This is a genomic window from Guyparkeria hydrothermalis (assembly GCF_023555375.1).
GTDB lineage: Bacteria > Pseudomonadota > Gammaproteobacteria > Halothiobacillales > Halothiobacillaceae > Guyparkeria > Guyparkeria hydrothermalis.
In genome coordinates, this window is sequence record NZ_JAJSEE010000004.1 from 14,440 (window position 1) to 29,522 (window position 15,083).

The following is a 15,083-nucleotide window of genomic DNA, read 5'->3' on the forward strand; positions in this document are numbered from 1 at the left end:
ATGCCGACGTCATCCGATTTCACGCACCTCGACGCCCACGCGATCGGCGAGCGCCTGCCGCACCAAGGCGCGGTATGCCAGCTCGAGCGCGTGTTGTCCTGCGGGGAGAACACGATCAGCTGCGAGACCCGCGCCCACCAGCGCCCTGACAACCCGTTGCGCCTAAATGAACGACTGGGCGTGTTCGCGGGTGTGGAAATGGCGGGCCAGGCGATGGCCCTGCACCTGGCATTGACGGCGACAGGCCAGCCGGACGAGGCGAGCGCGGGGGTAGTCGGGGATGGCGATCTGGACAGCCACCAGGCCCGCGAGGGCATGATCACGCGGGCCAGCGATCTCAACCCGCGCGTGGGGCGGTTCGATGATCTCCCCGATCCCTTGCGGATCGACGTGACCTGCGAGGCACAGGTCGGCGAGATGGCGCGCTACCGGTTTTCGATAACGCACCGGGAGACGGTGCTACTCGACGGCGGTCTCTCGGTCCTGCTGAGCGGCGACTGAGCCCGCCCACGCGCTCAAGAAACGAGCCGGGCGAAAGCGCTTAAAGCCGGTCGGGGTCGAAATCCACCAGGGGGTACCCCGCCGCGACGATCGCATCCAGCCAGCAATCCAGGCAGTCGGCGGTGAGTTCACGGATGTCGTGGAAGATCAGCAGCACCGGTCGGCTCGCGGCCCCATCCCCCTCATGCTGCCTTCCGAGGCGCGCGAGCAACGTGCTGGCCACCTCGTCGCAACCGGCGCGTGGATCGGCATCGCCGCTGGTCACCCCGCCCACGTCCACCAGGCCGGCCAGTTTGCAGGCGGCTCGCCAGCCGGGCGTTCGAATCAGGTACGGCGCCCGGGCCAGGCGTACCGGCTGCACACGCCAACCCGGCACCACGGAATCGGCCACCCGCTGCCATTCCGTCAATTCGGCAAGCACCCGCCGTTCGCGCCGGAACCACGGCCAACGGGGCCAGAAGTGCTCGGCGCCATGGTTGCCCAGCCAGTGCCCGTCGGCCACGATCCGGCGGGCGACCACGGGGTAATCCTCGAGGCTGCCCTTCTCGGTCCACCATTCGTAGGGGGCGAACAACAAGCGCCGGGCAAGCCAGCGGTGGGGGTTGCGCGCCAGGGTGAAGAACGCGGCGCGCAGCGGTTCATCCGGGTGGCCAAGGCCCGCGCCGCGGCGGGCCAACACATCAAGCACCGCCTCGGTCGAGCCCGAGCGTGGGCCGTCGTCGAAGCTGAGCATGACGGGTGGGCGGACATCCGTCGCGCGATCGACGCTCATGGCCCGACTCGTCGCCAGACACATGGCCCAACGGGTGACCTGAGTTGTCGGCAGCTCATGGCTCGCTCAGGTCATGCCGCCGTCGACGGCGATCACCTGGCCGCTGACGTAAGACGCCGCCTCGCCGGCCAGGAACCCAACCACCTCGGCCACCTCCTCGGGACGACCGGCCCGCCGCATCGGGATGTGATCCTTCACCGCCTCGCTCGCCGCCGAGCCGTCGCTCATGGGCGTCTCGATCAGACCGGGGGCGACGGCATTGACCAGCACGCCGCGCGAGGCCACTTCGCGCGACAGGGCCCGCGTCGCCCCGATCAGGCCGGCCTTGGCCGCGGCGTAATTGCTCTGACCACGGTTGCCGATCAGGCCACTGACCGAGGCGATATTGATCACCCGGCCCCAGCGGGTACGGATCATGGGCAGCAGGACGGGCTGGGTGACATGATGGAACCCGTTGAGCGACACATCCACCACCGCCCGCCAGCGTGCCGCCGACATGCCCGCCAGCGGACCGTCATCGTGCATGCCGGCGTTGTTGACCAGCACCTGCACCGGCCGCTCGGCCAGGATCGGCGCCAGGGCGTTTTCCACCGCCTCGGGGTCGGTCACGTCGAAGGTGATCGCGGACGCTTCACCACCCCGTCCGCGCAATTGTTCGGCCAGCGCCTCGACCCGCTCGGGATTCCGGTTGGCGTGCAGCAACAGATCGAATCCGTCGGCGGCAAGCCGCCGGGCGATCGCCGCACCGATCGCCCCACTTGCCCCGGTGACCAGCGCGAGTCGCGCGGACTTCGTTTCCTTATCGATCATGATGTTGGGTCGCGTTATTCACTTGATAGTTGACCTCGAGCCCGTCGGTTCCGTCCATGACCAGATGCAGTTGCCGCGACTCGCCCCGGGCGATGGCATCCAGCAACGGCAGCAGGCGCCCGGCCGGCACGCCGCGGCGCATGCGCTCCCAGTCCGGGTGACCCAGGACGCCCTCGACCGGACCGTTTCCCTCGGCCATGCCAAGCGTCACTCGGTGGACATCACCGGCTTGCGCCGGGGCAATAACCAGCCCGACGGCCATCGGCTCGGCGATCGGTTCGGCCCGGCACATCGGCTCGGGGAACGGCAGGTCATAGACGGCGAGCAGCACCGGTTGGTTCCCCAGCGTGGCCTGCATGGCGGCCTCGAGCAGACCCACGGCGGCGGTTTCGTGGTGCGCGGCGATCGCCGTGGCCGGCTCGCGTGCGCCCACCGCGATCGACCAGTAGCCCGAGGCCGCGTTGTGCACCGAGTTGTGAAAGCGGATCGGCGAGATCATGCGCTCGGGCTCGGCCAGCGAGGCGCAACTCTGGGTCAGCACCTCGGTATCCCCGGTCGACGAGGCGAACACCATGGGCAGGGTGGCCGGGTCCAGGCCCGCGGACTCCACCGCCTCCCAGCAGGCCGTCATGGCCAGGCGTGTGCTCTTGCCGGCGCGGCGACGCTCCGTGCGCGGCAGGCGGTCGGCCTTCAGCGCCCGCCCGAGCTCGGCGAGCGGCATGTGACCCGGTGCATCACCGCCCCTGAGCGCCGCGGCCGCCTCGGTCCAGTCGGCGAGCGCGGCGCCCACAAAGCCGATGCCTCGAATCGAGAGGTTCATGCCGCCTCCTCCGCTCTGCCGAACAGCAGGCTGCAATTGTTGCCACCGAAGCCGAACGAGTTGCTCATCACGCACCGCGGTGCCATGTCGCGGTTGGCCAGCAGGTAGTCGGCGCTGAAGGCCGGGTCGCGGCGCTCGGTGTTGAGGGTACCCGGCAGGAAGCCGTGCTCGATCGCCAACACCCCCGTGACCAACCCGGTAATGCCGGCCGCACCCAGCGTGTGACCGGTCCAGCCCTTGGTCGAGGAGCAGGCCTGCCCGGGTCCGAAGACGGCCTCGAGCGCCCGATCCTCGGCGGCGTCGTTCACGCGACTGGCCGTCCCGTGCAGATTGACGTAATCCACCGTATCGGACCTTCTGCCGGCGGCGTCCAGGGCCCGGCGCATCGCGAGCTCCGCCCCCTTCCCCTCGGGGTGCGGCGAGGACATGTGGTGGGCATCAACGCTTTCGCCGACACCGAACAGGCAAAGCGATGACTCACCGCGGTTGGTGGCCGCCGGTGCGGGCTCGACCAGTGCAAAGCCGGCGGCCTCGCCAATGGAGATGCCGTCGCGTTCCACGTCGCCGGGGCGACAGGGCCCGGTCGAGGTCAGTTCCAGCGAGGCGAACCCGTACAGGGTGGTCAGGCAGAGGCTGTCCACGCCGCCAACCACCACCGCATCGCAGACGCCGGCGGCAATCAGTCGTTGCGCGCTGGCGAAGACCTTGCCGCTCGACGAACAGGCGGTGGACACCGCGTAGATCGGCCCGGCGAGCCCCAGGCGCTTGCGCAGGTAGCGCGGCGCGGAGGACAGCTCGTGCGTGGTGGCGTAATGGAGCGGGCTCGGCAACGCCCCGGTCGCCGGGTCGCGCTCGTGGAAGGCTAGCTCCGTGTGCAGGATGCCGGAGGTGCTGGTACCGAGCACCACGCCGATGCGATGGGCGCCGTAGCGTCGAACGGCCTCGGCTACCGCCTCGCCAAAGCCGTCCTGCTGTAGGGCGAGCTCGGCCAGCCGGTTGTTGCGGCAATCGTAATCGGCCAGGGCACTGGGCAGGGAAACCGATTCAAGCCCCGCGACCCGCCCGATCCACGTGGGCAGGTCCACGTCGAGGAAATCGCAGGGCGCCAGCGCGCCGCGACGCGCGCGCAAGGCGTCGAGCAATGCGCCCTTGCCCGGCCCGGCGGCCGTGGTGACCGTCAGGGCCGAGAGGGCGAGTGGCGGCAGCGGCCCGTTGGCCTCGTGCATGCTCATCGATCGACCTCGGGCGAGGATTGAGGGGAAACGCCGAGCCGGTCACGGGACGACTCGTCGCGCGCCATGGTCATACCCGCCGCCGAGAGCCGGTTGGCCGACAACCAGACGAAGGCGAGTGCCAGGATGACGCCGCCGACGACGTCCAGGAACACGTGCTGGGCGATCGCCAACGTGGAATAGACGATGCCCAGCGCCCACAGCGCCGAGACGACGCGCCACCAGTTCGGCATGCCGATGGAACGAATCAGGCGATCCATCCAGAAGGCGCTGAACAGGGCGGTGGCGACGTGCAGGGAGGGAAAGGCGTTACCACTGCTGTCGACGGCGGCGAGCCAGGCGAAGGCCGGCTCACCGGCCCACAGGGTCGGATCGCGCTCGATGCTGGTGGGAAAGGCGAGGAACACCGCCAGCCCGGCCAGGCAGAGCGCGCCGATCGCGACCCCGTAGCGCACCAGGGTGGCCCGATCGGGCATCAGGGCCGGCACCAGCGAGACGTAGACCCACAGCGAGGCATACAGGTAGAAAAAGGCCGGCTCGAACACCACCTGCCGGTCGACCCAGGTTTGCGGCATGACCAAGGGCTCGGTCACCGGCGCGGCCAGCAGGTGGAAGTAGGCCATGAAGAACAGGGTCATCATCAGGGTCGTCCCAAGCCCCTTCAAGAACCAGCAACAGGCCATCCGTCGCCCCAGTTCCCGCCACCACGCCCGCGGCGTCGCGCTCGCGTCTCGTCCTCGATCGACCGATGCCACCCTGATTTCGTCCCCCGGCGTGTGCGTAAGGAAACTCTGCACGATTCGATGACGTCTCTGCGGGATCTCCCAGGGCCCAGGTGCAAGGCGCAGTCCGCCGTGAAGGGCTCGTCGCCTTTACAAGGGCGGCAACGCCGCCGATGGGTCCTTGGAGGCCCGCCCGAAGGGGCTTGCGGGCTTGCCCGCACTCGGCGTTGCCGTCCCTCGACGGGCCCAAGTGATCGCCCCGGGCCCGCCTTCGGTCCGGCGCCTTGATTGCGGGCAAACCCGCGAGCCAGAGATGACATCGAATCGTGCAGAGTTTCCCTGAGTGCGCGCGACTATCGCACGCCCCGACCCGCGCATTCAAGCGAACGCGCCTTTCCGCGACGTCTCCGGGACGCCGGGCAGCGACGGGTTCGGCCGGCCAACGACGCGCCAATCGTTCGCCACCCCATCGAAGTTGACGCGACCTGCCCGGACTCCGATCATAACGCCCCGCCAGGACCGGCCATCGGGCCATCGACTGGCCGTCACCCCGACACACCGATCACCGCCACCAAGGCCGACCGCATGCACGAACAGGACCTAACCGCCACGGACCAGAACCCCAACCACGAGCGGGCAGCCGTCGACGCCGGCTATTGCGACACCTTCGTGGTCGGCGGGGGCCCGGGCGGCTCGACCCTCTCCACCCTGCTCGCGCGCAAGGGCCACGACGTGGTGATGGTCGAAAAGGAACACCATCCGCGGTTTCATATCGGCGAATCACTGCTGCCGGCGAACCTCGAACTATTCGAGACCCTGGGGGTGGCCGACGAGATCGCCGAGATCGGCATCGACAAGTGGGGGGCCGAGTTCGTCTCGCCGGCGCACGATCACACCCAGCATTACAATTTCGGCGAGGCCTGGGACAAGTCGATGCCCAAGGCCTACGAGGTCGAGCGCGCGGAATTCGACCGCATCCTGTTCCGCAACGCCTCGCGCCACGGCGTGCGCACGGCCGAGGGCACCACGGTGGTCGACATCGACTTTCACGACCCGGCGCGGACGGACGACCAGGGACGCGACTATCACGCCACCGTTACCACCCGCGACGAAGCCGGCAACCGGAAAACCTGGCGCACCGCCTTCGTCGCCGATGCGACCGGCCGCGATACCTTCCTGGCCAACCGCCACGGCTGGAAGCGCCGCAGCCGCAAGCACAACAGCGCGGCGGTGTTCGGCCATTTTCGCGACGCCAAGCGCAACCCGGGCAAGACCGAGGGCAACATCACCCTGTTCTGGTTCGACCACGGCTGGTTCTGGTTCATCCCGTTGAAAAACGGGGTCACCAGCGTGGGCATGGTCACCTGGCCGTACCACATGAAATCCCGCCAGGGTCGGTCGCTCGAGCAGTTCCTGTTCGACAACATCGACACCGTGCCGGAACTCAAGCGTCGCCTGGCCGACGCCTCACTGGTGCGTGACGTGCAGGCCACCGGCAACTTCTCCTACTCGGCCGACCGCACCCACGGCAATCGCTTCATCCTGGTGGGCGATGCCTTCATGTTCATCGACCCGGTCTTCTCCAGCGGCGTGATGCTCGCGATGCAGAGCGGCGTGTTCGGCGCCGATGCCATCGATACCGTCCTGCGCGAGCCGGCCCGGGCGAAACAGGCCCTCAAAACCTACGACCGCCAGGTACGCCACGGACCGAAGGAGTTCTCCTGGTTCATCTACCGGATCACCAAGCCGGTCATGCGCGACCTGTTCATGGGGCCGCGCAATATCTTCCGCGTGAAGGAAGCGTTGATCTCGCTGCTGGCCGCCGATATCTATCGCGGCACGCCCATCTGGCGCTCGATCGCCACCCTCAAGGGCATCTACTACCTCACTTCGCTGGCTCGACTGCGCCACTCACTGCGCGACTGGTGGGCCCATCGCCGCAAGGTCCAGCCGGTCAGTCAGGATTCCTGATCAACCGATGAGCGCCTCGATGCCCAGCCCGGAAACCCGGCGAGGAGCAGTGCCCTCGCCGCTCGGGGTAATCACCCTGCCGGATCGGCCGGTCTCAGCGGGCCAGGGCTGTGTCGTCCAACTGCCGCTTGAGTGGCTTGCGGGCAAACCGGGTGACGCTGCCGAGGGCTTTTTGCTCGACCAGGAGGTCGAGACGAAAACGGGTGTCGGGCACTGCCTCGCGACCAGCCGCGGCTTTTCCTTCGGGGTGATCGAACTCGACGAGCAGGCGGGCCTCGCGGACGGCACCGAACGGGCCTACCGGCAACTCTTCGACCTGCTCGAGCAGTCGAATACCCCGCACCTGTGGCGGGTGTGGCAGTACCTGCCGGCGATCAACGCGGACGACCCGGAGACTGGCCTGGAACGCTACCGGCTGTTTAATCAGGGCCGCGCCGCCGCATTTTCCGCCACCGGCCGCGACGTCGCCACCAGCGCACCGGCGGCCTGCGCGCTGGGTAGCGACGAGGGCGGTTCGGGCCGCCTGATCTTCCTCGCCGCGAACACGCCGGCCACGCCGATCGAGAATCCGCGCCAGGTCAGCGCCTACCGCTACCCGCCGAACTACGGTCCCAAGAGCCCGATCTTCGCTCGCGCCGCCATCGCCCGCGGCCCCGTCCATGACTGGCTTTTCATCTCCGGGACCGCGTCGATCACCGGGCATGCGACCCGTCATGTCGGCGACATCCACGCCCAGATCGACGAAACCCTGGCCAACCTGGAGGCGGTGCGCCAGGTGGCCAATGCCGAACGGACCGCCGGCAGCGCCGCGTTCGACTTCGACGCCAGCGCCCTGATCCGGGTCTATCTCCGTCACCCCCAGGACCTCGAGCCGGCACGCGAACGGCTGACGCAGTGGTTGAGCGGACCCAGCCAGGTCATGTTCCTGCGGGCGGACATCTGCCGCGCGGACCTGCTGGTCGAGATCGAGGCCACCCTGCGCCAGCCGCGTGGCAACGATGTGGTCGAACATGCCCCGTGGACGCACCTGTGAGCGGTAATCATTCCGTGAAAACCGGCTGGCGACGCCCCTGGGGTGTCCCCGTCCTGATCCTCGGCTTCGGGGGTCTGGGCGTCCTGCTGATCGGGTGGCTGCCGCTGGCCGTGCTCCTGCTGCTGGTTCGCGGCGACCGGCGTGCGCGAATGACCCGACAGGTCATCCATCAGGCCATGCGGCTCTACCGCGGCTGGCTGACCCTGATCGGCGGCTGTCGCTTCCACACCGCCGCACTCGAGCCGTTGCGGCAGAGCAAGCCGGGGGTGGTGATTGCCAACCACCCGTCCCTGCTCGACGCCCTGGTGGTACTCGCCCACGCCCCCAACGTCGTCTGTGTCATGCGCGCCGGGCTGTTGAAGAACCCGCTGCTTGCCCTGCCGGCGCGCCTGGCGGGCTACCTGCCGAACGACAACCCGGTCGAGATGATGCTGGGTGGGCGTGCGGCGATTCGCGCCGGGTGCCACGTGCTGCTGTTCCCGGAGAGTTCGCGCACGCGTCGAGCCAGTGGAGGCAGCGTGGATGCCTTTCACCCGGCCGCCTTCATGCTGGCCAAACGTGCCGAGGCACCCATCCATGCCTTCCTGTTCCGCTACGACTCGCCGCTGCTGGGCAAGGACGACCCCCTGTGGAGCCCGCCCCGCGTGCCTGTGCGACTGAGCGTGGCACCACTTGCCAACCGCCCGTCGATGCATGCCGAACCGCGCGCCGAGGCCGAGGCATGGCACGCCGCTTATCGACAGGCACTGGAGGTGGCATGAGTTCGACCCCAGACTTCGCCCCCCTGATCCTGATCCCCTGCTACAACCCCGGGGCACGCATCGACACCACGGTCGAGGCGGCCTCCCGCAGCGGCTTGCCCGTCTGGATCGTGGATGACGGCAGCGACGAGTCGACCCGTCGGCGCCTGGCGGACTTGGCGCAGCGCTTCCCGCAGGTGACGGTACTGCGCCACGAGACGAACCGCGGCAAGGGGGCCGCGGTGCTGACTGGACTACAGGGCGCGCGTGCCCAGGGCTTCACCCATGCACTCACCCTGGATGCCGACGGGCAACACCCGGCCGACCGTATCGACGCGTTCATCGGCGCCGCCGGCGATCAAACCGAGGCCCTGATCCTGGGTCGGCCGGTGTTCTCGGCCGACGCCCCGGCATTGCGCGTACAGGGGCGCAAGGTCTCGAATTTCTGGGCAAACCTGGAAACGCTCTGGGCGGGCATTGGCGACTCGCTGTTCGGCATGCGGGTCTACCCGATCGACGATCTGGTCGCGGTGATGTCGGAAACCCGCTGGATGCGACGCTTCGATTTCGACCCCGAGGCCGCGGTGCGCCTGGCCTGGCGAGGACTGCCACTGGTGAACATGGACGCGCCCGTGCGCTACTTCGATGCCGAGTCCGACGGGGTCTCGCACTTCCGCTACGGGCGGGACAATCGGCTCCTGATCTGGATGCACCTGCGCTTGCTGGCAGGTTTCCTGCGCCGGTTGCCGCGGCTGATCCGACGGCGTTGGCAAGACAGCTGAACCACTGCCTGAATGCGCCCCCGGCGATCTATCGGCCGCCGAACACCTTTTTCAGCAGATCGGTGGTGCGGGCGTAAGGTTCGGTGCGGATCAGCCTTTCCTGTTCCGCGACCTTGAGAAACAGCCCGTCGAGCGCCTTCTCGGTGATGTAGCCGTCCAGGTCCGTGTCACCCGCGAGCATTTGCCCCATCGGACCGGCGCGGTCCATCATCTGCTTGTAGGCCACCGTGACGCCGGCCCGGTCGGTCGCCGCCTCGACGATCGGTCGAAAACGCGTGGTCAGCTCATCGGAACTGCTGCGCCGAAGATACGCGGTGGCGGCATCGTTCGGCCCCTCCACGATGCCCCGCACGTCATCGAGGCTCATGCGCTTGATCGCGCCAAGGAAGACGTCGGTCGCCTCGGGCACCGCCTGTTCCGCGGCATGGTTCATCGTCCCGACGAACTCGTCGGCCAGCCCAGCCTGTCCCAGGCTGCGCAACACCCCCTCGGCCTTCTGTAGATAGCCCGGCAACGGAATACGCACCTGCGGGTCGTTGAGGTAGCCGCCTTCTCGCCCCAGTTGCCGGACGGCGACCTCGACGCCCTTGCTCAGGGCTTCCCGGATGCCCTGATCCATCTCCCCCTGCGTCAGGCCGGAGGCGACCGATGGGGACTGGGGAGCGCCGCCACTGCCGAGGCCCTCCAGCCGTTTCAGCATGTCGCTGGCGAAATCGGCCTGGGCCGAGCGGTTTGCCAACAGGCCGCCGACCACGATCAGGCCGAGCGCTTGTCGTCGATTCATATGCCGTTCTCCGCTAGCCGCCGAAAGGGCATCGTGCCCCGGGAGTCCCCCCGCCAGGAACCTCATGCCCACACAAGGCTTATAGACCATCCACCCACTCGGGCTGACCGAACGTAATCACGGCGTCGATCGAGCCGGATGGTCATCCCTTGTCCCTCGCACGCATCAAATCGGCCATCGCATCGCACTCGGCATCTCCACGACGGTGCAGCCCGTCGATCACCCCGTCCCGGTCGGCGGCCGTCTTGTTCTGCGCGAATTTCTCGATCCCCTCGATCCGTTCGGGCAACAGCTCGATGCCGACGATCGCCGCCTTCATCCCGGCGATCTGCCGGTCGGGAAGGTGATCCCAGTCGAACGGATCGCCGCCGATCCGCGCCTGGTGGGTGTCGATCAGGTCGTGCAAATGGCGGTCGAGCCAGTCGGGGTCGCCCTCGCCCGCGAGTCGCGCACGGCCGCGCACGTGCACCGACTGGTAGTTCCAGGTCGGCACGCTGGTCTCGCGCGCATCGACGTACCAGCGCGGCGAGACGTAGGCGTCCGGGCCGGTGAAGATGAGGATGGCGGACAACTCGCGACCGTCCGCCAATGCCTCGGCGACCGGGTTGGCCCGCGCGAGATGCGACTCGAACCGCCAGGTCTCGGGCCGTGTCGCCTCGCCAAAAAGCAGAAAGGGCAGATGCACGCACGGCATCTGCCCTTTGTCGCCGAGTACCAGGGCGGCGAACGGATGGGTCGCCACCACCTCGGCGATCACCGCCGGATCGTCCTGGCGGAAATGCGGCGGGATGTAGGTCCCGACCGTCACCGCCTTACTTCACGCCGATCTGCGAGAGATCCCGCACCGCGCCCAGCGAGGCCGAGGTGGTCAACGCCGCGTAGGCCTTGAGCGCCTGGCTGACGTAGCGCTGGCGATTGACCGGCTTGTAGGCGGCATCGCCGCGCTCGATCATCTTCTCGCGACGATGCGCGAGATCGGCGTCGCTGATATCCAGGTGGATCGTGCGCTCCGGGATGTCGATGACGATGGTGTCGCCCTCTTCCACCAGCGCGATCTCGCCGCCGGCCGCCGCCTCCGGCGAGGCGTGGCCGATCGACAGGCCCGAGGTGCCGCCGGAGAAACGCCCGTCGGTCAAGAGCGCGCACTCCTTGCCCAGGCCCTTGGATTTCAGGTAGCTGGTCGGATAGAGCATTTCCTGCATGCCCGGCCCGCCCTTGGGGCCCTCGTACTGGATCACGACCACGTCGCCGGCGACGATCTGGTCGCCAAGGATCGCCTCGACGGCGGCATCCTGCGACTCGAAGCAGCGCGCCCGGCCGGTGAACTTGAGGATGGACTCGTCCACGCCGGCGGTCTTCACGATGCAACCGTCGCGGGCGATGTTGCCGAACAGCACGGCGAGGCCACCGTCCTTCGAGTACGCGTGCTCGTAGTCGCGGATGCAACCCTTGGCGCGATCGATGTCCAGGCTCGGCCAACGGGTGTCCTGCGAGAACGCGGTCTGGGACGGGATGCCGGCCGGACCGGCGAGGTAACGGCTCTTGGCCTCGTCGCAGGCGGTCTCGCGCGCGATGTCCCAACGGTCCAGCCCGTCCTTGACGGTCTTGCTATGCACGGTGGGGATGTCGTTGTGCAGCAGACCCGCCCGGTCGAGCTCACCCAGGATCGCCATCACGCCGCCGGCACGGTGCACGTCCTCCATGTGGTACTGGGCCGTGCTCGGCGCGACCTTGCACAGGTGCGGGATCTTGCGGCTCATGTGGTCGATGTCGGTCATGTCGAACTCGACCTCGCCCTCGCGTGCCGCGGCCAGCAGGTGCAGCACGGTGTTGGTCGAGCCGCCCATGGCGATGTCGAGCGCCATGGCGTTCTCGAACGCCTCGCGCGTGGCGATCGAGCGCGGCAGCACGGAGGCGTCGTCGTTCTCGTAGTACGCCTTGGCCAGACGCACGATCTGGCGGCCGGCCTCGAGAAACAGCTCGCGACGGTCGGCGTGCGTGGCCAGCAGCGAGCCGTTACCCGGCAGGGAGAGGCCCAGCGCCTCGGTGAGGCAGTTCATCGAGTTGGCGGTGAACATGCCCGAGCAGGACCCGCAGGTCGGGCAGGCCGAGCGCTCGATCTGCGCGAGCGTCTCGTCGGAGACCGAGTCGTCCGCCGCCTGGACCATGGCGTCGACCAGGTCGAGCTTGATCACCTCGTCGGAATCCGGCGACAGCCGGGTCTTGCCTGCCTCCATCGGCCCGCCGGAGACGAACACCACCGGGATGTTCAGACGCATGGCGGCGTTGAGCATCCCCGGGGTGATCTTGTCGCAGTTGGAGATGCACACCAGCGCGTCGGCACAGTGGGCATTGACCATGTACTCGACCGAGTCGGCGATGATGTCGCGGCTGGGCAGCGAGTACAGCATGCCGCCGTGGCCCATGGCGATGCCGTCATCGACCGCGATGGTGTTGAATTCCTTGGCGATCCCGCCGGCCTTCTCCACCTCGCGCGCCACCAGCTGGCCCATGTCCTTCAGATGGACGTGGCCCGGCACGAACTGGGTAAACGAATTGGCGATCGCGATGATCGGCTTGCCGAAATCGTCGTCCTTCACGCCCGTCGCGCGCCACAGGGCGCGGGCACCGGCCATGTTGCGGCCGTGGGTGGTGGTCTTGGAACGATAATCGGGCATGGATCGGGTCTCCGAAAAACGGGTTTAATCGATGATGTCGACCAGCGCGCCTTCCCGGACGCGGTCGAACAGCGTGATCACGTCGGCGTTGGTCATGCGCACGCAACCGTGCGAGGCCGGCTGGCCGATACGGCCCTCTTCCGGCGTGCCGTGGATGTAGATGTAGCGCTGCTTGGAGTCGACCTCGCCACCCTGATTGACGCCGGGTTCGAGGCCCTCAAGCCAGAGGATGCGGGTGGTGACGTCGTCGCGCGCGGCGCGCTCGTCCGGTCCCGTCAGGATCTCGGCCAGCTCGCCGGTGGGCTTGCGACCACGAAAGATCATGCCGCGAGGGGCATCGGCGCCAATCTTCTGATCCACCCGATGCAGGCCCAGCGGCGTCTGCAGGCTGCCTTCCCGATTACCGGTGCCCTTCTCGGCAGTGGATACCGGGAAGGACCCGACCAGTTCGCCGGATTCGTACAGGTAGAGCCGTTGCCCCGGCACGTCGACGACCAGCGCCTGGTCGCCCGCCTTCCCGTTGGCGGCGAGCCGGTCGGCCATTGCGGCCGCCGAACGGGCCACCCGGTCGGGCACGCTGGTTTCGGCAACGGTCACGGCAGCCGACTCACCCGCCGATGCCATCGACGGCCCAGCGAACGCGGTCAGGACCACGAACGAGACGGCAGCGCACCACGCCAGCCCCACACGGCTACTGGTCATTGTAAAGACCGACGGAGACGATATCCCGGGAGCGCCGTGACGCCCCGGCCGCCCCGTTGGCCTTGTCGCGCTCGCTGTCGGCACGGCTGCTCGCCAGGTTGTCGAGGTAGGCGGTGTCGATGTCGTTGGTGACGTAGTCGCCGGTGAAGCAGGAGCAGTCGAACTCGTTGAGCGTCGGGTTGCCCTGGCGCACGGCCTCCTTGAGGTCCTCGAGGTCCTGGTAGATCAGGTCGTCGGCGCCGATCGCATCGCGGATCGCGTCGACATCGCGGTTGTGGGCGACGAACTCGTCCGCCGCCGGCATGTCGATGCCGTAGACATTGGGGTAGCGCACCGCCGGCGCGGCCGAGGCCATGAACACCTTCTTGGCACCGGCCTCGCGGGCCATGCGGATGATCTCGCTGGAGGTGGTGCCGCGCACGATGGAGTCGTCGACCAGCAGCACGTTCTTGCCGCGGAACTCGAGGTCGATCGCGTTGAGCTTCTGGCGCACCGAGCGCTTGCGCTTGGCTTGGCCCGGCATGATGAAGGTGCGTGCGATGTAGCGGTTCTTGACGAAGCCTTCGCGGTACTTGAGGTTCAGGTTGACCGCGATCTCCAGCGCCGCGGTGCGGCTGGTGTCGGGGATCGGGATCACCACGTCGATATCGTGGTGGGACCACTCGCGCTGGATCTTCTCGGCCAGCATTTCGCCCATGCGCATGCGGGCCCGATAGACCGAGACGTCGTCGATGATCGAATCCGGACGCGCGAGGTAGACGTACTCGAAGATGCAGCTGGCGTACTGCGGATTGTCGGCGCACTGGCGCAGCGTCACTTCGCCCTCGCGGGAGATGAAGATGGCCTCGCCGGGAGCGAGGTCGCGGACCAGTTCGAACTCGCCGGCCTCGATCGCGACCGACTCGGAGGCGATCATGTACTCGGCGCCATGCTCGGTCTCGCGCTTGCCGTAGCAGACCGGGCGGATGCCGCGCGGATCGCGGAAGGCGAACACGCCCTCGCCGGCGATCAGACCGATCACGGCGTAGGCACCGCGGGCCCGGCGATGGACGTTGGTGATCGCGGCGAAGACGTCATCGGCGGTCGGACGCGCTCCGGCGATGGCACCCAGCTCGTGGGCGAAGACGTTGAGCAGCACCTCGGAATCGGAATTCGTGTTGAGGTGGCGACGATCCTCGGCCACCACGGCGGCGCGCAGCTCGTCGACGTTGGTGAGGTTGCCGTTGTGCCCCATCGCGATGCCGAACGGCGCATTGACGTAGAAGGGCTGCGCCTCGGCCGAGGAGTCACAACCGGCCGTCGGGTAGCGGACGTGGCCGATACCCATGTTGCCCATCAGCTGGCGCATGTGACGGGTGTGGAAGACGTCCTTGACCAGACCGTTTTCCTTGCGGAGAAAGAGCCGTTCCTCGTCGGAGGTGAGGATGCCCGCCGCATCCTGACCCCGGTGCTGCAATACGGTCAGACCGTCATACAGCGCCTGATTCACCGGCGATTTCGCCACCATCCCAATAATGCCGCACATGCGTCAAACCA

Annotated in this window: 15 protein-coding genes; 5 read left to right on the top strand and 10 right to left on the bottom strand. The window is 67.9% G+C overall.

What is annotated here, in order from left to right; all coding sequences use genetic code 11:
• On the top strand, window positions 1-501 hold the full coding sequence (locus LV475_RS06400; protein WP_156573789.1) for a hotdog family protein: 501 nt from the start codon (window positions 1-3) through the stop codon (window positions 499-501).
• Window positions 502-541: 40 nt separating this feature from the next.
• Here LV475_RS06400 and LV475_RS06405 read toward each other — a convergent pair whose 3' ends face one another.
• The 5 genes from LV475_RS06405 to LV475_RS06425 form a co-directional block, all read right to left on the bottom strand.
• Window positions 542-1,273 (bottom strand): polysaccharide deacetylase family protein, encoded by a 732-nt coding sequence (locus LV475_RS06405; protein WP_250105965.1) that lies wholly within the window; start codon window positions 1,271-1,273, stop codon window positions 542-544.
• Between the two features lie 66 nt (window positions 1,274-1,339).
• Window positions 1,340-2,083 carry a 3-oxoacyl-ACP reductase FabG gene (fabG, locus tag LV475_RS06410; protein WP_250105966.1) on the bottom strand — a complete coding sequence of 248 codons (744 nt, stop codon included), beginning with the start codon at window positions 2,081-2,083 and terminating at the stop codon, window positions 1,340-1,342.
• Window positions 2,073-2,903, bottom strand: coding sequence for a beta-ketoacyl synthase chain length factor (locus LV475_RS06415; protein WP_250105967.1), 831 nt, complete (start codon window positions 2,901-2,903; stop codon window positions 2,073-2,075). Before LV475_RS06415 ends, fabG begins: the two co-directional genes overlap by 11 nt.
• Window positions 2,900-4,108, bottom strand: a complete 1,209-nt coding sequence (locus tag LV475_RS06420; protein ID WP_136866993.1) for a beta-ketoacyl-[acyl-carrier-protein] synthase family protein — start codon at window positions 4,106-4,108, stop codon at window positions 2,900-2,902. Before LV475_RS06420 ends, LV475_RS06415 begins: the two co-directional genes overlap by 4 nt.
• Before the next feature lie 23 nt (window positions 4,109-4,131).
• Complete coding sequence (locus tag LV475_RS06425) at window positions 4,132-4,776, bottom strand: phosphatase PAP2 family protein (RefSeq protein ID WP_250105968.1); 645 nt, start codon at window positions 4,774-4,776, stop codon at window positions 4,132-4,134.
• A gap of 666 nt (window positions 4,777-5,442) precedes the next feature.
• On the opposite strand from LV475_RS06425, the gene LV475_RS06430 reads away from it, so the two are divergent.
• The 4 genes from LV475_RS06430 to LV475_RS06445 are packed head-to-tail and all read left to right on the top strand — an operon-like array spanning window position 5,443 to window position 9,383.
• Window positions 5,443-6,828, top strand: a complete 1,386-nt coding sequence (locus LV475_RS06430; protein ID WP_250105969.1) for an NAD(P)/FAD-dependent oxidoreductase — start codon at window positions 5,443-5,445, stop codon at window positions 6,826-6,828.
• A gap of 7 nt (window positions 6,829-6,835) precedes the next feature.
• A complete protein-coding gene (locus tag LV475_RS06435) occupies window positions 6,836-7,861 on the top strand; it encodes a chorismate transformation FkbO/Hyg5 family protein (protein WP_250105970.1) in 1,026 nt (341 codons plus the stop codon).
• A 14-nt stretch (window positions 7,862-7,875) separates the two neighbouring features.
• Complete coding sequence (locus LV475_RS06440; protein WP_250105971.1) at window positions 7,876-8,622, top strand: lysophospholipid acyltransferase family protein; 747 nt, start codon at window positions 7,876-7,878, stop codon at window positions 8,620-8,622.
• Window positions 8,619-9,383, top strand: a complete 765-nt coding sequence (locus LV475_RS06445) for a glycosyltransferase family 2 protein (protein ID WP_169303599.1) — start codon at window positions 8,619-8,621, stop codon at window positions 9,381-9,383. The genes LV475_RS06440 and LV475_RS06445 overlap by 4 nt, the downstream gene beginning before the upstream one ends.
• A gap of 28 nt (window positions 9,384-9,411) precedes the next feature.
• On the opposite strand, the gene LV475_RS06450 is transcribed toward LV475_RS06445, so the two are convergent.
• The 5 genes from LV475_RS06450 to purF form a co-directional block, all read right to left on the bottom strand.
• Window positions 9,412-10,167 (bottom strand): DUF4197 domain-containing protein, encoded by a 756-nt coding sequence (locus LV475_RS06450; RefSeq protein WP_250105972.1) that lies wholly within the window; start codon window positions 10,165-10,167, stop codon window positions 9,412-9,414.
• A gap of 142 nt (window positions 10,168-10,309) precedes the next feature.
• Complete coding sequence (locus LV475_RS06455) at window positions 10,310-10,975, bottom strand: FMN-binding negative transcriptional regulator (RefSeq protein ID WP_250105973.1); 666 nt, start codon at window positions 10,973-10,975, stop codon at window positions 10,310-10,312.
• Window positions 10,976-10,979: 4 nt separating this feature from the next.
• Window positions 10,980-12,845 (bottom strand): dihydroxy-acid dehydratase, encoded by a 1,866-nt coding sequence (ilvD, locus tag LV475_RS06460; RefSeq protein WP_250105974.1) that lies wholly within the window; start codon window positions 12,843-12,845, stop codon window positions 10,980-10,982.
• A 24-nt stretch (window positions 12,846-12,869) separates the two neighbouring features.
• Complete coding sequence (locus tag LV475_RS06465; RefSeq protein ID WP_250106090.1) at window positions 12,870-13,388, bottom strand: L,D-transpeptidase; 519 nt, start codon at window positions 13,386-13,388, stop codon at window positions 12,870-12,872.
• Window positions 13,389-13,536: 148 nt separating this feature from the next.
• Entirely contained in the window at window positions 13,537-15,072 is a 1,536-nt protein-coding gene (gene purF, locus LV475_RS06470) for an amidophosphoribosyltransferase (RefSeq protein ID WP_250105975.1), read from the bottom strand.
• Window positions 15,073-15,083 lie beyond the last annotated feature (11 nt).